General features: G+C 64.2%; 15 protein-coding genes. 8 read left to right on the top strand and 7 right to left on the bottom strand.

Translation table 11 applies throughout. From position 1 onward, the window contains the following. Nucleotides 1-87: 87 nt before the first annotated feature. Nucleotides 88-393 carry a hypothetical protein gene (locus H7X45_RS08440; RefSeq protein ID WP_187334468.1) on the top strand — a complete coding sequence of 102 codons (306 nt, stop codon included), beginning with the start codon at nt 88-90 and terminating at the stop codon, nt 391-393. Between the two features lie 18 nt (nt 394-411). Here the strand turns inward: H7X45_RS08440 and H7X45_RS08435 are convergent, their stop codons facing one another. The 5 genes from H7X45_RS08435 to serS form a co-directional block, all read right to left on the bottom strand. Next, on the bottom strand, nt 412-1,809 hold the full coding sequence (locus tag H7X45_RS08435) for an MATE family efflux transporter (RefSeq protein WP_187334467.1): 1,398 nt from the start codon (nt 1,807-1,809) through the stop codon (nt 412-414). 106 nt (nt 1,810-1,915) lie between these two features. Continuing rightward, nucleotides 1,916-2,377: a molybdenum cofactor biosynthesis protein MoaE gene (locus H7X45_RS08430; RefSeq protein ID WP_187334466.1), complete on the bottom strand. Its 462-nt coding sequence runs from the start codon at nt 2,375-2,377 to the stop codon at nt 1,916-1,918. Then, a complete protein-coding gene (moaD, locus tag H7X45_RS08425) occupies nt 2,374-2,619 on the bottom strand; it encodes a molybdopterin converting factor subunit 1 (RefSeq protein ID WP_187334465.1) in 246 nt (81 codons plus the stop codon). Before moaD ends, H7X45_RS08430 begins: the two co-directional genes overlap by 4 nt. Nucleotides 2,620-2,626: 7 nt before the next feature. Then, nucleotides 2,627-3,199: a CDP-diacylglycerol--glycerol-3-phosphate 3-phosphatidyltransferase gene (gene pgsA, locus H7X45_RS08420; protein ID WP_187334464.1), complete on the bottom strand. Its 573-nt coding sequence runs from the start codon at nt 3,197-3,199 to the stop codon at nt 2,627-2,629. 66 nt (nt 3,200-3,265) lie between these two features. Next, nucleotides 3,266-4,534: a serine--tRNA ligase gene (gene serS, locus H7X45_RS08415; RefSeq protein WP_187334463.1), complete on the bottom strand. Its 1,269-nt coding sequence runs from the start codon at nt 4,532-4,534 to the stop codon at nt 3,266-3,268. A 120-nt stretch (nt 4,535-4,654) separates the two neighbouring features. Between serS and H7X45_RS08410 the strand changes: the two genes are divergently transcribed. The 7 genes from H7X45_RS08410 to mmsB all read left to right on the top strand — a co-directional run bounded on the left by H7X45_RS08410 (nt 4,655) and on the right by mmsB (nt 11,596). Then, nucleotides 4,655-5,302, top strand: coding sequence for a hypothetical protein (locus H7X45_RS08410; RefSeq protein WP_214645479.1), 648 nt, complete (start codon nt 4,655-4,657; stop codon nt 5,300-5,302). Further along, complete coding sequence (locus H7X45_RS08405) at nt 5,299-6,495, top strand: hypothetical protein (protein ID WP_187334462.1); 1,197 nt, start codon at nt 5,299-5,301, stop codon at nt 6,493-6,495. The genes H7X45_RS08410 and H7X45_RS08405 overlap by 4 nt, the downstream gene beginning before the upstream one ends. After that, complete coding sequence (locus tag H7X45_RS08400; RefSeq protein ID WP_187334461.1) at nt 6,495-7,451, top strand: AAA family ATPase; 957 nt, start codon at nt 6,495-6,497, stop codon at nt 7,449-7,451. Before H7X45_RS08405 ends, H7X45_RS08400 begins: the two co-directional genes overlap by 1 nt. Next, on the top strand, nt 7,448-8,758 hold the full coding sequence (locus H7X45_RS08395; protein WP_187334460.1) for a DUF58 domain-containing protein: 1,311 nt from the start codon (nt 7,448-7,450) through the stop codon (nt 8,756-8,758). The genes H7X45_RS08400 and H7X45_RS08395 overlap by 4 nt, the downstream gene beginning before the upstream one ends. Further along, entirely contained in the window at nt 8,755-9,795 is a 1,041-nt protein-coding gene (locus H7X45_RS08390) for a stage II sporulation protein M (RefSeq protein ID WP_187334459.1), read from the top strand. The genes H7X45_RS08395 and H7X45_RS08390 overlap by 4 nt, the downstream gene beginning before the upstream one ends. Further along, a complete protein-coding gene (locus H7X45_RS08385; RefSeq protein ID WP_246449403.1) occupies nt 9,770-10,648 on the top strand; it encodes an RDD family protein in 879 nt (292 codons plus the stop codon). Before H7X45_RS08390 ends, H7X45_RS08385 begins: the two co-directional genes overlap by 26 nt. Before the next feature lie 75 nt (nt 10,649-10,723). Next, nucleotides 10,724-11,596: a 3-hydroxyisobutyrate dehydrogenase gene (gene mmsB, locus H7X45_RS08380; RefSeq protein ID WP_187334458.1), complete on the top strand. Its 873-nt coding sequence runs from the start codon at nt 10,724-10,726 to the stop codon at nt 11,594-11,596. A gap of 37 nt (nt 11,597-11,633) precedes the next feature. Here the strand turns inward: mmsB and H7X45_RS08375 are convergent, their stop codons facing one another. Both H7X45_RS08375 and H7X45_RS08370 read right to left on the bottom strand, forming a co-directional pair. Next, nucleotides 11,634-12,431, bottom strand: coding sequence for an EAL domain-containing protein (locus H7X45_RS08375; protein ID WP_425498163.1), 798 nt, complete (start codon nt 12,429-12,431; stop codon nt 11,634-11,636). 162 nt (nt 12,432-12,593) lie between these two features. Next, the gene (locus H7X45_RS08370; protein ID WP_187334457.1) at nt 12,594-15,608 is read right to left on the bottom strand and encodes a TonB-dependent receptor domain-containing protein; all 3,015 of its coding nucleotides are present in this window, start codon (nt 15,606-15,608) and stop codon (nt 12,594-12,596) included. Between the last annotated feature and the right edge of the window lie 291 nt (nt 15,609-15,899).

Below are 15,899 nucleotides of genomic sequence, written 5' to 3'. Positions count from 1 at the left end.
AACGGTTCGCCTTGAAATAAATGCCGGCTGTCTGTATTGGCCCACTTCCCCATTGGGGGTCGGATACATTACCGAAGGAATCATTGAATGCGTAAGATCATTATCTCCGGTCTGATTGCGACCGCCGCGCTTGGTCTCTCGGCTTGCTCGCAGGAAACTCAGGACAAGACCGGCGAAGCCATGGACTCCATGGGCAACGACGTTGAAGCCAATGCCGACGCCGCCGGCAATGCCGTGGAAGCGGGCGTGAACGAAGCTGGCGATCAGCTGGATCAGGCCGGTAACGCTGTCGAAAACAGCGCCGACCACGCCGCTGCCGAAACCGATCAGGCTGCGCACGAAGCCGAAGCCGATGTGCAGAATGAGTCGACCGCCGAAGCCAAGGCCGACTGATTCATTGCCGACCGGCCGTCACTCGGCCGCTTGGACATTGGAGGGCGCGCCGGCATTGGCCGAGCGCGCCCTTTCCTTTTCCGCTCCGCCGCGCAGCACGCGGTAAGCGATCCAAAAGGCGATGGATCCGCCGATGAGATTCGCGGCCAGCTCCGCCCCGAACACACCGCCCTGGCCAAAGGCCGCGCCCAGCGCCCAGGCGGCCGGCACCATCACCAGCAATACCCGGCCGACCGAGACCATCAGCGCATTGGATGCCTTGTCGATGGCGTTGAGCGCGCCGTTGGAAACGATCAGCGCGCCGTAGAGGCCATATCCCCAGGCGGCGATGACGAGGTAGTGCGCCGCGGCATCCACCACCGGTGCGCTGTCCGAGAACAACCCGGCAAAGGTTCGCGCGAAGATCACCAGGATCGCGGCGATCGCAGTGCCATAGACCACTGCGAAGCCCACCGCATAAAGCAGCGCCTTGCGCGCGCGGCCTTCCTGCTCGGCTCCCCAGTTCTGACCGACGATCGCGCCGATCGACCCGGACAGCGCCAGCAATGGCACCACGGCAAAGCTCTGCAGCCGCCCGGCCGCGCCATAGCCTGCCACCGCATCCTTGCCATAGGTGGCGAGGAAGCCGGTAAGCACGGCAAGGCCGATGGGGTTGATACTGTTCGATATCGCCGCGGGGCCGCCCACGCGCACCAGCGCGCGCACGCCTTCACCCCACCCTTCGGGTGAGAAACGCGACAGGCGCAGCTTCAGATCGCTGGTCTGCAGCAGGATGAAGGCGGTGATGCCGGCAAGACCAAAGGCGATCACGCTGGCATAGGCCGCGCCCGCAATGCCATATCCCGGTAGCGGACCCCATCCGGCGATCAGCATGGGATCGAGCACCCAGTTTGCCGCGGCATTGACGAGCAGGATCGCCGAACTGCGCAGCGCCGCGCCCTGTCCGCGCAACATACCGTTGAGGCTCATCATCGCCATTACGAAGGGAAAACCCAGCGCATAGGGCGTCATGTAAGCGCGGATCAGCGGGGCGAGATCCTCGCCTGCATTCATCGCGCGGAACAGCGCCCCCTGGAAGAGATAGAGCAAGGCGGCAATTCCCAGCCCCGCGATGGCGGCAATGACGAAGCCCTGCAGCCCGCGCGTTTCGGCCAAATCATGCTCGCCCCGGCCCAGCGCGCGGCTCACCACCGAATTGATGCCCACGATCACGCCGACGCCCAGGCTCGAAAGCGCGGTGATGATGGGAAAGATGAAGCTGATCGCGGCGAGCTGGTTCGGGCCTTCTTGTCCCACGAAATAGGCATCGATAATGCCGATCGACATCAAGGCGGCGACGCCGAAGACATTGGGCCAGGTCTGGTGAAACAGATGATAGCGGATCGATCCGCTCGTGAGTTTGCCCGTGCTCGCCATGCGAATGGCCATATGGGCGAGGGAACGAGGCGGGGGAAGGGGGCCGCTCGATTATCCTTCCCCGCCAGCTCCGGACTTGCCGCCAAGGGGAGCTATAGGCGCGAAATCATTCCCAGCCCGCGGCGCGTGCGTCGTCGCTGGCTTTGGCTTCCACCCATTTGGCGCTGCCGTCGGCGAAATGCTGTTTCTTCCAGAAGGGCGCTTGCGTTTTCAGGCGGTCGATCAGGAAAGCGCAAGCGTCCAGCGCGGCGGCGCGGTGCGGTGCGGCGGTGGCGGCGAGAACGATGGGCGCGCCTGCCTCCAGCTTGCCGATGCGGTGGATCACGACGGCGCCGGTGAGATCGAACCGCTCGTTCGCGGTTTCGGCGAGGCTGCGCAGCGCCGCCACGGTCATGCCGGGATATTGTTCCAGCTCCAGCGCCACGACGCGGCGGTCCGGATAGGCGATGTCGCCGTCTGCGCGCACGATGCCGAGGAAGCTCGCCACCGCGCCCGCGCCGGTTTCGGCCAGCGCATCGAGCTCAGCGCCCTGATCGAAGCGCTCGGTCTGGACGGCAACGCGGATCATCCGCCGGTGACCGGAGGGAAGATGGCGAGTTCGGACGCGCCGTTCAGCGCCGCATCGGCCTTCACCATCTGCTGATCGAGCGCGAAACGCAGGCGGCTTTCATCGGCCAGCGCCGCGGCGTGACCGCCGCCTTTGCTGCGCAGCAATTCGACGAGTTCGGCGACCGTGGAGGCGCCTTCCGGTGCGGGTTCTTCGTCGCAGCCGATCTGCTCCCGCACCCAGGCGAAATAGACGATCTTCATGGGCGCATCAGTCCATATGCTTGAGGCCGAGGCGCAGATAGTCCCAGCCGGTGACGAGCGTCAGGATCGCCGCAATCCAGAGCAGGATGAGGCCGGCAACGCCGATGAAGGTCCACATCGGCAGACCGCCCGCAAGGATGATCGCGCCGAAGGCGACGAGCTGCGCCGTCGTCTTCCATTTGGCGAGACGCGAGACCGGCATGGACACCTGAATGCCCGACAAGAATTCGCGCAGTCCCGACACGATGATCTCGCGCAGCAAAATGATCAGCGCAGCGGCGACGTTGTACCCCTGAATGTCGCGGGTGAAGACCAGCATCAGGATCACCGCGGCGATCATGATCTTGTCCGCGATCGGATCGAGAAACTGGCCGAGCCGAGACACCGCGCCGCTGGCACGCGCCAGATAGCCATCGAAATAATCCGTGATGCCCATCAGGCAGTAGAGCGCAAAGGCGATCAGATAATCCAGCCGGCGAGGCTCCAGCCCCAGCGGCTCGAAATCCGGCCACAGCAGAAAGGCCAGGATCGGCACCGCCAATATGCGGGATAGCGTCAGAATATTAGGCAGCGATAACATGTTGCCGCCTCTGATAGCCGAGCCGCGCCCGCCCGTCACTTGCTTGTTGGCGCCGGGCATGGCGGGTCAGCCGATCCGGTCCTTGCCCATCCAGGCGCGTAAGGGTTCGGGGATGGCGATGCTGCCGTACGCCTGCTGGTGCTGCTCCAGGATCGCCGGGAAAAGCCGGCTGGTGGCCAGGCCCGAACCGTTCAGCGTGTGGACGAAGCGCGTCTGCTTCTCATCCTTGCCCCGCGTACGGATGCGCGCGCGGCGGGCCTGATAATCCTTCGCCCAGCTGACCGAGCTGATTTCCTTGTAATCGTTGATCGAGGGGATCCACACCTCGACATCGTATGTCACGGCCATCGACGCGCTGACGTCTCCAGCGGCCAGCAGCACGGTGCGGTAATGCAGGCCGAGTTGCTGCAGCAGGCTCTCCGCGCGGCCCAGCAGTTCGTCCAGCGCCGCATCGCCCTGATCCTCGTCGACGAACTGGAACATTTCCACCTTGTTGAACTGGTGCCCGCGCACCGTGCCGCGCTCGTCCGCGCGCGCACCGCCGCCCTCACGCCGATAGCAGGGCGTGTAGGCGAATGCCTTGATCGGCAACTTTTCGGCGGGAAGAATTTCGTCGCGGTAGATGTTCAGAAGAGCGGTCTCGGCGGTGGGCAGCAGGAAGCGTTCCTGCCCGCCTTCCTTTACCTGGATGTGGAAGACATCGTCCTTGAACTTGGGGAACTGCCCCGCACCATAGCCGCTTTCGGGCAGCAGCAGATGCGGCGGCAGGAAGAAGGTGTAGCCATCCTGGTGATGGCTGCGGTTGAACCAGTCGAGCAGCGCCCATTCCATCGCCGCGCCGTCGCCGGTGTAGAGCCAGAAATTGCTGCCCGCCATCTTCACGCCGCGCTCGAAATCGACGAGGCCGTGTTTCTCGATCAGTTCGAGATGGCTGAGCGGCTTGTCGCCCAGATCCGGCTTTTCCCCCCAGCTGCGGATGACGCGGTTGGCTTCCTTGCCGCCTTCGGGCACGCGCGCATCGGGCAGGTTGGGCAGGCCCGCCATGGCCTCCTCGAACCGTCCGCGCACAATGCCCTGTTCGGTGGCAAGGTCCGCCGCTTCCGCCTTCAGCGCGCTGGCCTTGGCGATGCTTTCGGGATCGGGCTTGCCTTTGGTCTGCCCCATCGCTTTGGCGATCGCGTTGCGCTCCGCCTGCACGGCGTCGATGCGGCCGGTGAGCGCGCGGACTTCCTCGTCCAGCTTCAGGATCGGGGCAAGGTCGATATCCGCCCCGCGCTTGGCCAGTGCGGCGCGCACGCCCTCGGGATCGTTGCGGAGCTGTTTGATGTCGAGCATGGCGGTTCGTCTTCTTGATCGATGTTGGGCGGATCGTGGTTACGCCCGCCCGCATAAAGTGCGCTTGTGCGCCCGTCCAGCGCTTGCCAAGCGCAGGCCGCGTCGCCAAGGTCCGGCGCGATGGCGGCACAGCAGGTGATCGCGGCGGGGGGCGCCGAGGACAGGCAGCTGGAGGCAGCGCATGCAGCGCTGCTCCGGGACAATGCGATTCAGTTCGATTTGCCGCCCTATGTTCCGCCCGAGCCGCCCAGCTGGCTGGAGCCGCTGATCAAATTTCTGCAATGGATGGCACCGGCGGTGCCGTATCTGTTCTACATCGGGCTGGCGCTGGTCGCGGCGCTCGTGATCTGGTGGATCGCCCGCGATCTGCTGGGCGTCGCAATTCGCTGGCCATGGCAGAAGAGTAAGGTGCCGGAAGAGGCAGGGGAGGCTTGGCGGCCCGAGGCGGCCGCTGCGCGCCACCTGCTGAAAGAGGCCGAAGCGCTGGCGGCGGACGGACGCTATGAGGAGGCGGTGCATCTGCTCCTGCGCCGATCGGTCGAGGATATCGCGGGACGCCTGCCCGATTTTCTGATGCCGTCCACCACCGCGCGCGACATTGCCGGGGCGCCGGGCCTGCCCGAACAGGCGCGCGAGCCGTTCGGGGCGATGGCCGGGATCACGGAGCGCGCACTGTTCGCGCGGCGTCCGGTGGGCGCTGAAGGCTGGAAAGAGGCGCGCGACGCCTATGAACGCTTCGCCTTCTCCGGAAGCTGGCGGGCGGCATGAGCGAAAAAGCCGCCAACCCATTCGCGCGCAATGTGGTGATTGCCGGCATCGCGATCAGCTTGATCGCGGGGCTGCTGGCGTTCGTGCTGAACAGCTATGCGCCGCAAAAGATGAGCGAGCAGGGCGTCACCGCCTCGCCCACATCGAATACGGCGGTGGGCTATTCGGGTTTCGTGCGGCTGCTGCGCGAGGCGGGCCCGGAAACGCGCGTCCTGACACGCAAGATGGATTTGCGGCAGAAGGGGCTGCTGATCGTCTTCGTCGATGCCAAGGATAATCCGGAAGCATTGCAAGAGATCGCTGAAATCCGCGCCGATGCGGAGGAGCCGGTGCTGTTCGTGCTACCCAAATGGGCGGTGGCGCCGATGGGCCTGAGCCAGAAGAGGGTGGGTGCGGTGGGCACCTTCCCGCCCGACGCGCTGGACAGCCTGTTGGACCCGATCGCGCCCGGTAAGATTACGGAGACGCAGGGCGGCACACGCACCGATCTGTTCGGCGTCACGGTGACGCTGCCGGACAAACTGCATGTGGCGCGCGGCGATGCCGACACGGAAGACGGGCTTCCGGAAGGGGCGGGGCGGGGCCTGATCGTGCCGGGCAAGCATGAGCGCGATTATGTGCTGACCGATCCGGACATGATGAACAATGCCGGGATCGACGATCTGGCGAATGCGCGCGCGATGTTCGCGCTGGTGGATCACCTGCGTTACACCGGCGATCCGGTGCTGATCGCGACGCCGCGCCTGTCCACCGCGGGCGCGCGCAATCTGGGCAAGCTTCTGTTCGATCCGCCATTCCTGCCGCTGACGCTAATCCTGCTGTTCGCCGGGCTGCTGGCGCTGATTCATGGGTTCAACCGCTTCGGCCCCGTCGCAAAGCGCGCCCGCGTGTTCGCGCTGGGCAAGCGCACGCTGGTGGAAACGAGCGCGGACCTGCTGCGCCGGGCCGGGCGGATCGGCGGGCTCGGCCCGCGCTACGCCGCGATGATGCGCGCGCGTGCGGGCGAACGGCTCGGCGCGCCGCCTTCGCTAAGCGGAGACCGGCTGGCCGAATGGATCGACGCACGCACCGGCCAACGAGGCGAGGAACGCGCCTTCTCCACCCGCGCCGATGCGGTGGCGAATGCCCAGAACGAAGAGGAATTGCACACGCGCGCAAGAGCGCTCGCCCACTGGATCGAAGGACAGAGATGATGGAAATTTCGGACGTACAGGCGCTCGCCGAGAATATCCGCGCGGAGACCGCCAAGGCGATCACGGGCCAAAGCGACATGATCGATCTGATGCTGACGGCGCTGTTCGCGCGCGGGCACATCCTGCTGGAAGGGCCGCCGGGCACCGCCAAGACGCTCACCGCGCGCTGTTTCGCCGCCGCGCTGGGGCTGGATTATGGCCGTATCCAGTTCACGCCGGACCTGATGCCGGGGGATATCATCGGCTCCAACATCTATAATCTGCAGACCGGCACGTTCACCCAGACCAAGGGGCCGGTGTTCTGCGATCTGCTGCTCGCGGACGAGATCAACCGCACGCCGCCCAAGACGCAGGCCGCGCTGCTGGAGGCGATGCAGGAACGCTCGGTCACCTTCGATGGCGAGACGCACAGGCTGTCGGACCGCTTCACGGTGGTCGCGACGCAGAACCCGATCGAACACCAAGGGGTCTATCCGCTGCCCGAAGCGCAGCTCGACCGGTTCCTGTTCAAGCATGTGCTGGCCTATCCGGATGCGGCGGAGGAGCGCGCGATCGTGCTCGCCCATGGCGGCGGCGCGACGTCCCAGGGGCCGCAGGACTATGGCATCACCGCGCAGGCCGATGCCGCGAAGCTGGCCGAGGCGATGGAGACGGAGGAGCGGGTGACGCTGGTGGACGAAGTCGCCGATTATATTGTGCGGCTGGTGCGCGCGACGCGGGAAAGTCCGGACATCGGCATCGGCGCGTCCCCGCGTTCGGGCGCGATGCTGGCGCGCGGCGCGCGGGCGCGGGCGGTGCTGGAGGGGCGCGATTATGTGATCCCGGACGATGTGAAACGGCTCGCTGTTCCCGCGCTGCGCCACCGCGTCACTTTGTCGCCCACCGCGCAGATCGATGCGCGCGATATCGAGACGATCGTTGCCGATCTGGTTGAGGAAACCGAGGCGCCGCGATGATCTATCCCAGCGGCCGGGCGGTGGTCCTGGCCGGGGCGGGCGCGTTGCCGGCGCTGCTCGCCGCCTTCTTGGTGCCCGCCTGGTGGACGCTGGCCATCGTCTGGATCGGCGCGGTGATCGTGCTGATGCTGATCGACGCGCTGGCGGGCGCTGCCCTGCGCAGCGTGGAGGCGAGCGTGGGCGCGCCGCAGGCGGTAGGCGTGGGCGGCGAAGTGCCGGTGCGGATCGCGGTGAGCGGGCTCTCGGGGCCTGCCGAAGCGCGTCTCGGCCATGACGATCTGCTTGCCGAGATCGCCGGTTTCGCGCCGAAGCTGCGGCTCGCTGGAACCGAGCAAGAGGGCGGCGTGATACACCGCCTCGTCGCGGCGCGGCGCGGGCTGTCTGCGCTCGGCCCCCTGTGGCTGCGCTGGCGCGGGCCGCTCGGCCTCGTCTGGAAGCAGCGCGTGATCGATCCGGAGGTGAGCGTCGCAATCCAGCCCGATCTGGCCCGTGTGCGCGAGGATGCGATGCAGCTCTTGCGCCGCGACGCCATGATCGGTGAGCGGGTGGAGCCGCTGATCGGCCAGGGCCGCGAGTTCGAGGCGCTGACCGATTATCAGCGCGGCATGGAACGGCGCATGATCGACTGGAAGCGCAGCGCGCGCCATTCGCGTCTGCTCGCCAAGGAATATCGCGCAGAGACCGCCAACAGCCTGGTCCTTGCCATCGACAGCGGGCGGTTGATGGGCGAGCCCGTGGCCGGCCTGCCGCGCATCGACCGCGCCGTCGCCGCCGCGCTGCTCACCGCCTTCGTGGCGCTCAAGGCGGGGGACGGGGTGCGGCTGTTCTCCTTCGATTCGCACCCGCATATCGCCAGCGGCGCGGTGCGCGGCACGCAAAGCTTTGCGCAGCTGCAGCGGCTCGCGGCCGACATCGGCTATTCCACGCATGAGACCAATTTCACGCTCGGCCTTACCAGCCTCGACGCGCGGCTGGACCGCCGGTCTCTGGTCGTGATCTTCACCGATTTCGTCGATCCGGCGAGCGCGGAGCTGATGTTGCGCACCGTAGGGCGGCTCACCGCCAAGCATGTCGTCCTCTTCCTCATCATGCGCGACGAGGAGCTGGAGAGCGTAGTCGATGAGGTGCCGCAGGACAGCGAGGCCGTTGCGCGCGCCGTCGTCGCGGGCACATTGCTACGCGAGCGCAAGCTGGTGATCGAGCGCCTGCGGCTGGCGGGGGCGGACGTTCTGGAAGCCGATTGGCGTGACATGGGCCCGCAGCTCGTGGGCCGCTATCTCGATATCGTGAAGGCGCAGCGGCTGTGAGAGGCGCGCCCACCATCCAGAGCGCCGCCGCCTTCCGCGCCGAGCGGGAGGCCGATTGGGAAGCGTTCGAGGAACTGCTGATCCGCGTCGAAAAGCGCGGCCCCCGCCGCCTCACTGAAGACGAGCTGTTGCAACTGCCGCGCCTGTACCGCGCTACGCTGAGTTCGCTCTCGCTGGCGCGCGCCATCTCGCTCGATCAGGCGCTGATCGCGCATCTCGAGGCGCTGTCCCTGCGCGGTTACTACCGGCTATACGGCAACCGTGCCGGGCTCGGCGGGCGCGTGGCGCGATTCTTTCTCACCAACTGGCCCGCCGCGGTGCGCGCATTGTGGCGTGAGACTCTGGCGATGGCGCTGCTGATGCTGCTCGGCGCGATCATCGGCTGGGGCCTGGTGGCCAGCGATCCCAGCTGGTTCGCCGCCTTTGTGCCGCCCGATCTGGCAAGCGGACGCGGGCCGGAAATGCCGGCAGAGGAAATGCGCCGCATGCTGTTCGATGGCGGCGGCGGACAGATGCTCACCGGATTTGCCGTCATGCTGTTCGTCCACAACAGCCAGGTGGCGGTGCTGTGCTTCGCGCTGGGCTTCGCCTTCTGCCTGCCAACCTTGCTGCTGACGCTTTACCATGGCTGCATGATAGGCGCGTTCCTGCAGGTCTATGCCGCCAAGGGGCTTGGTATGGAGATGGGCGGCTGGCTGTTTATCCACGGCACGACCGAGCTGTTCGCGATCGTCATCGCCGCGGCCGCGGGTGTGCGCATCGGCACCGCCGTCGCCTTTCCCGGCGATCGATCCCGGATCGATGCCGCGGCCGAGGCCGGGCGCAGCGCCGCCGCCGCGATGCTGGGCGTTGTCGTGATGTTGCTGTTCGCAGGGCTGCTCGAAGGGATCGGGCGGCAGACGATCAACGTCACGGCCGCGCGATATGCCATTGGCGGCTTCATGCTGACCGGCTGGTGCAGCTACTTCTACCTCCTGCGCGTGCGAAGCCACTACCATGAAGGACAGGACCATGAGGGACGGGGCGATGGCGCGTAAGCGGCGGCGCTCTTCCTCGGTCCGTAGACGGCGCGATCTGGTGACGCCGGAGGGCGTGCCGCTCGGTGTCGTTATTGCGCCCGCCAGCGCGCGCCTGATCGCGCTGATCCTCGATTTCGTAATTATCGGACTGGTGCTCGCGGCGCTTTTCGCGCTTCTGGCCCTGGCGGTTGGCACCTTCGGGGCCGGCGCAATGGAACCGCTGGTGATCGCCGTGGCGCTGGGGGGATTTGCCTTCCGCATGGTCTATTTCATTGCGATGGAGGCGCGGCCGAAGGCTGCGACATGGGGCAAGCGCATCATGGGCATGCGCGTCGTCTCACGCGATGGTGGGCCGCTGTCGATCGATCAGGTGATCGCGCGGAACCTGATGCGTGAGGTGGAGGTATTCCTGCCCTTCATGATCATCGCCAGCATGGCCGCCACAGGCGATGCAAATGGCTGGGCGGTGCTTGCCGCATTGCTCTGGGCGCTCGGCTTCTCCTTCTTCCTGAAATTCAACCGGGACAGGATGCGGATCGGCGATCTGCTGGCGGGCACCTGGGTGGTCGAACGGCCGAGGAAGAAGCGTGAGGCGGATTTGGCCGAAGAACGCGCGGTTCAATACGAATTCACCGAGGCCGCGCTTGATTCCTACGGCATCCACGAACTGCACAAGCTGGAAGACGTGCTGCGCATCGGCGATGAGCGCGCGGAACGGACCGTGGCGGACGCCATCGCGCGGCGCATCGGCTATGACGGACCCATGCCGGACGATCGGCAGTTCCTAACCGACTATTATCGCGGGCTTCGTGCGCATCTGGAGCGCGAGGTGCTGCTCGGCACGCGGCGGCAGGACAAGCATGACGTGTAAGCGCCGCAGAATGGGAAACGCGCACCGCGTTCGCCCGTTGGCAGCCCATAGAGTTTCACGAACGGAGAGTATCATATGACCGCCATCGCATTCATCGGCCTCGGCAATATGGGCGGCGGGATGGCCGCGAACCTCGCCAAGGCGGGGCACGAGGTGAAAGCCTTTGACCTGTCCGAAGACGCGCTGGCCAAGGCTAAGGCGGCGGGTTGCGCGATCGCGGGCAGCGCGGGCGAGGCGGTGGAAGGCGTGGCCGCAGTGGTCACCATGCTGCCTGCCGGAAAACATGTGCAGGCGGTCTATCAGGAAAGCGTATTCGCCCATGCCAAGGAAGGCACGCTGCTGATCGATTGCTCCACCATCGATGTGGAAACCGCGCGTGCGGTGGCGGAAGCGGCGGAGGACAAAGGGCTGGTCGCCGTCGACGCGCCCGTATCCGGCGGCATCGCGGCGGCCGAGGGCGGCACGCTCACCTTCATGGTCGGGGGATCGGACGAGGGATTCGAACGCGCCGAGGCGATCCTGAAGGACATGGGCAAGGCGGTGATCCACGCCGGCACCAACGGTACCGGCCAGGCCGCCAAGATGTGCAACAACATGATTTTGGGCGCGACGATGGCCGCCACCTGCGAAGCCTTTGCGCTGGCTGAAAAGCTGAAGCTCGATCCGGCGAAATTCTACGACATCGCCTCGGTCAGCTCAGGGCAGAGCTGGTCGATGACCAGCTACTGCCCTGTCCCCGGCGTCGGCCCCAAAAGCCCGGCGGATAATGATTATGACGGCGGGTTTGCCGCAGGGCTCATGCTGAAGGATCTGCGTCTCGCCATGGAAGCGGCCGAGACGGCGAACGCCAAGGTGCCGATGGGCAGCAAGGCGAAAGAGCTTTACGAAGCGTTCGTGGACGATGGCCACGAACGGAAGGACTTTTCGGGCATCATCCGCACGCTGTAAGCGGCGCGCCGAAGCAGCTTGGTCGCGCCGGGCGGGGTCAGCTCGCCTGGCGCAGCGGCACCGGCTGCGGTTCCATCCACTGGAGTTCGGGTAGCATTTCGAAGCCCGGCTTGGCCAGCAGATAGCCTTGAATCAGATCGATCCCCATATCGCGCACGAAGCGATATTCGGCCTCGGTCTCGATCCCTTCGGCGATCACTGCGATCCCCATGCGCTTGCACAGCGCGACCATGCTTTCCACGATCATCTGGCGAGGCATGCTACGGTCGATATTACGGACCAGCTCCATATCCAGTTTGATCACGTCGGTCTGAAATTCGCTGAGCAGGTTCAGCCCGGAATAGCCTGAACCGAAATCGTCGAGCGCGATGGTGAAGCCCATTTCCTTGTAGCTGTCGATGATCGACCGGACATGGGCTGTATCGCCCATCTTCTCGTTCTCGGTGAACTCGAACATCAGGCGGCTCGTCGGGAAGCTCCAAATCTCCGCGGTGCGGAGCGTCAGCTGAATGCAGGCCTTGGGCGAGTAGACGGCATTAGGTAAGAAGTTGATAGACAGCCGCGCATCGGTATCCAGGATGCCCGCTTTCACGGCGCGTTCGATTGCCACCACACGGCAGCGCTGATCGAAGCTGTAGCGATTTTCGGCAGAAACCTTTTCCAGGATGGACCAAGCCGATTGCGCCTGCGGCCCGCGCACCAGCGCCTCGAAAGCCCAAGGCCGCCCCGTTTGCACATCGAAGATCGGCTGGAATGCCATCGAAATGTCGAAGTCCAGCGCAGCGCCGTCGCGGCAGCCTTGGCAGGCGGCCTTCAAGTTGTTTTTCCCCGTCATTCTCCCCTGAATGGAGGAAGATGATCAATTTGGCGTTAACGCCCGCGCGGCGCAGCGTTTTTACTCTCGCAAAATCTCGCGCAGTTCAAAGTCCGGGAGCAGGCTGGCATTCAAAAGGCGGCGTCTCGCGACGCCGCCTCATTTTTGTTGTATAGCCGCCGATTAGAAGCCGACGCGCACGCCAGCCTTGAAGAAGCGGCCGAGGATGCCCGTGCCACCCTGAACCGGGTTGTACAGGTGGGCGCCGTAGGTGACGACGTCGATCGGCGGCAGGTTGTCGAACAGGTTCAGCACGTTCGCGGTGAACGTGAACTCGTCGGTCGCCTTGATGCGCAGGCCGAGGTCGACCGTTACATATTCCGGAACATTGTCGCCGGTGGGCGAATAACCGGGGTTCAGGCCGCCGTCTTTATATCCAGTGCCCTGGTCTACAGCCGACAGGTTGTAACCATCGAAATAGTTCACCGTCGCGTTCAGCTGAACATTGTCCACTTCAATGCTGTTCAGCCAGGTGCCGCGGAACTTGGGCGTGCCCGATCCGGCGGTCAGGTTGAAGTTACCCAGCGTGCCATCATAACGTTCCACCGTGCCGTCCGGGAACTCGGTTTCGAGCCGCAGGATGTAGGTGGCGTCCAGATAGCTGCCGAAGCGCACATTGCCGAACTCGCGGTTGAAGCTGATCGAGCCGTCGATACCCGAGGTGCGGATGGTGTTGGCGTTGATGAGCTGCGACTGCACGAAGGCAACTCGCGGCGTGGCATTGGGATTGTTCACGTCGGGTGCGTCGGGAATGACGGTGTAGCCGGCGGGAATGGCCTGGCCGTTATAATAAGCCAACAGTGCGGGCGAGTTGCTTGGCTGCGTGATCGCACCGGTCTTCTTGATGTTGTAGTAATCAACCGAGAAGGACAGGTTCCGGATCGGTTCGAACACGATGCCGCCCGTGAACGAGCGCGACTTTTCCGGATCGAGATTCGGGCTAGCCAACGTGGTTTGGCCATAGGAACCGGACCGGATGTAGGTCGGGCAGGTGGCGAAGGTTGCGACGGTACAGCCGTATTGCGCCAGATACGCATCGTTGAAAAGCGATGCGTTGTTGGTGACGTAACCCGTCGTCGGCAAAGCATTTGCTTCACCAAAGGACGGGATGCGGAAACCCTTGGAGTAGGTGCCGCGAATGGCCAGCTGGCGGATAGGCGTGAACTTGAAGCCGGCTTTGGGCGAGAAGTAGTTCTGACCCGAGGAATAGCTGTCGTACCGGCCGGCAAGCTGGATATCGAGGATATCGAGCACCGGCGCCTGAAGTTCAGCGAACGCCGCCTTCACCGTACGGTTGCCGGTGGTGCCGAACGCGTTGAGCGAGAAGTAACGCTGCGTCGGTCCGAAATTGTCCGGGTTGCCGCTGGGCGCGTCTACCGCTTCGTAATAGATCGTTCCGCCAACACCCAGCTGAAGCGGACCGCCGGGCAGTTCGGCCAGACGGCTCGTGACAACGGCTTGCAGCTGATACAGGTCAGAACTTGCATTGGCGATGCTCGTGGGGCGCACGAAATCGTTCTGAGCCTGCGTGTTGAGCGACGGGTTCACGAAGTTGAACGTGCCTTGGGCAACCGCGGTTAGCAGGTTGGCGATGTAAACATAACCCTCGCGCCGACGCTGCAGATCCGTGTGCATGGCGGTCGCGCCGATATCGTACTGGATATCCGGCGTGATGTTGCCGCGCACGCCGATGGCACCGCGATAGACGCGGCTGCGGGTCTGGTTGAACGTGGGGGTGTCCAGATCGCGGCCGATTAGACGCGCAACCTGGCCCTGCGCCGCGAACGGGTTGTTCGGGTTCAGACGGCCATTGGTTGCGTTACAGCCGGTATTCAGACCGTTTGCGCTGCCGACACCGCTGGCGCAGACATAAACCGGAAGCGTGAGGGCAAAAGAGCCGGGTGCACGGATCGCGGAGTTGTTCGCCGTGGAGAACTGCGGGAAGTTGATGCCGGTAGGAGCATTGCCGAAGAAGACGCCGGGGAAACCCGTGTAGCTCGAAGTGCTCTGCTGGAAATTGACTTCGCCATAAGCCTCGCCGGTATCGCCGAACTTGAAGGTGGCGCGTCCGGAACCGCCGAAGCGCTCGATCTGCGGCGTGATGATGCCATATTGCTGCGTGTAATCGACGTTACAAACCTGCCGCGGCGTGGTCGCCGAGCTATTGAACTGCGCGTCAGTAAGGGTGGTGAACGTACCGGTCGAGCACGGACCGAGATTTACATAGCGTCCCTGCGCGGTCGTGTTCGTGGCGTTGTAAGGACGCACAAGGAAGTTTGCCGCGGTCGAAAGACCAGGGAAATTGCCGCTCGCGTCGATGCCGTTCAGCGTGTTGTTGGGGCCGCCCAGCGCGCGCAAGTCGTCCGAATTGAAGGGGTAGGGACGGTCCGCATTGCGCAGGCTTTCGCTGCGATAGTAGAAACCGGACAGATAGGCATTGAAGCCGTCATTGGCGAGATCGCCATGACCAACCGTCACGCCGAGGCGGTAGACGCCGGCGTCGCCGCGCTCAGAAATGCCGGCTTCTGCACGGCCTGCCAGGCCGTTGAATTCGCGCTTCGTGATAATGTTGACCACGCCAGCGATTGCGTCGGCACCATATGCCGCCGAAGCACCGTCGCGCAGCACTTCCACCCGATCAACGATATCATCAGGAATGGTGTTGAGATCGACGAAGTTGCGCGAGCCGTCATCGGCCAGCGGGTAATAAGCGGCGCGCAGTCCGTCGAAAAGAACGAGCGTGCTGTTTGTCGATAGGCCGCGAAGCGAAACAGCAGAAGCGCCGCCTGCAAACGCGCCATTGGCGGTGAAGCTGTTGGTGAGCGCCGGGCCGTTGTTGGAGGCCAGCATTTGCAGGCCTTCCTGCACCGTGCTGATGCCGCGCTGATCCAGGTTCTCAACCGTGACTGTGGTGACGGGCGAGGGCGTTACAACATCGGTCTGACGCAGGATCGAGCCGGTGACGACGATCGTGTTCTGATCGTCATTTGCGTCCGCTTCATCGTCCGCGCTGGTCGCAGTTGACTGGTTGTTGGAGGGCAACGTGGTTGCCTGGTTAGACTGAGCCAGCGCAGGGCTGGAAAGCAGTGCGAACGGGGCCGAGCCGAGCAGCAGTGCCGAGAGATAGCTGTTTTTCACTTGGGTGGTCCTTTTCAAAAGGAGACGGGCAATCTCTATCGTTCCCCGTTTCCTTAACGCTTGCCCCCGCTCTTGCCCGAGCGTGTGCAACCCGCAGGTCTTGGAACCGAACCTTTTTGCCAGCAAAGCAATTTGAAAGAGTTGTTACGTTTCCAAGTGATCTGTGCTGTTTTTGTTACAGTTCACTGCGATGAACTTAAGTGGTCTCGAAATAGTAACTGATATCTATTTAGCAAAAACTTGATAATAAACAGACAAGGCCCAAAACCCTTAAGTTGCTCGCTTTGGTAA

This window comes from Novosphingopyxis iocasae (assembly GCF_014334095.1).
In the GTDB taxonomy this organism is placed as follows: domain Bacteria; phylum Pseudomonadota; class Alphaproteobacteria; order Sphingomonadales; family Sphingomonadaceae; genus Novosphingopyxis; species Novosphingopyxis iocasae.
The sequence above is the reverse complement of the archived record's forward strand: the minus strand, read 5'-3'. Positions and strand labels throughout refer to the sequence as shown.

Excerpts from the sequence above, each read along its gene's own strand:
- H7X45_RS08440 (WP_187334468.1), top strand. The coding sequence starts at position 88 with ATGCGTAAGATCATTATCTCCGGTCTGATTGCGACCGCCGCGCTTGGT.
- H7X45_RS08435 (WP_187334467.1), bottom strand. The coding sequence starts at position 1,809 with ATGGCGAGCACGGGCAAACTCACGAGCGGATCGATCCGCTATCATCTG.
- H7X45_RS08430 (WP_187334466.1), bottom strand. The coding sequence starts at position 2,377 with ATGATCCGCGTTGCCGTCCAGACCGAGCGCTTCGATCAGGGCGCTGAG.
- moaD (WP_187334465.1), bottom strand. The coding sequence starts at position 2,619 with ATGAAGATCGTCTATTTCGCCTGGGTGCGGGAGCAGATCGGCTGCGAC.
- pgsA (WP_187334464.1), bottom strand. The coding sequence starts at position 3,199 with ATGTTATCGCTGCCTAATATTCTGACGCTATCCCGCATATTGGCGGTG.
- serS (WP_187334463.1), bottom strand. The coding sequence starts at position 4,534 with ATGCTCGACATCAAACAGCTCCGCAACGATCCCGAGGGCGTGCGCGCC.
- H7X45_RS08410 (WP_214645479.1), top strand. The coding sequence starts at position 4,655 with ATGGCGGCACAGCAGGTGATCGCGGCGGGGGGCGCCGAGGACAGGCAG.
- H7X45_RS08405 (WP_187334462.1), top strand. The coding sequence starts at position 5,299 with ATGAGCGAAAAAGCCGCCAACCCATTCGCGCGCAATGTGGTGATTGCC.
- H7X45_RS08400 (WP_187334461.1), top strand. The coding sequence starts at position 6,495 with ATGGAAATTTCGGACGTACAGGCGCTCGCCGAGAATATCCGCGCGGAG.
- H7X45_RS08395 (WP_187334460.1), top strand. The coding sequence starts at position 7,448 with ATGATCTATCCCAGCGGCCGGGCGGTGGTCCTGGCCGGGGCGGGCGCG.
- H7X45_RS08385 (WP_246449403.1), top strand. The coding sequence starts at position 9,770 with ATGAGGGACGGGGCGATGGCGCGTAAGCGGCGGCGCTCTTCCTCGGTC.
- mmsB (WP_187334458.1), top strand. The coding sequence starts at position 10,724 with ATGACCGCCATCGCATTCATCGGCCTCGGCAATATGGGCGGCGGGATG.
- H7X45_RS08375 (WP_425498163.1), bottom strand. The coding sequence starts at position 12,431 with ATGACGGGGAAAAACAACTTGAAGGCCGCCTGCCAAGGCTGCCGCGAC.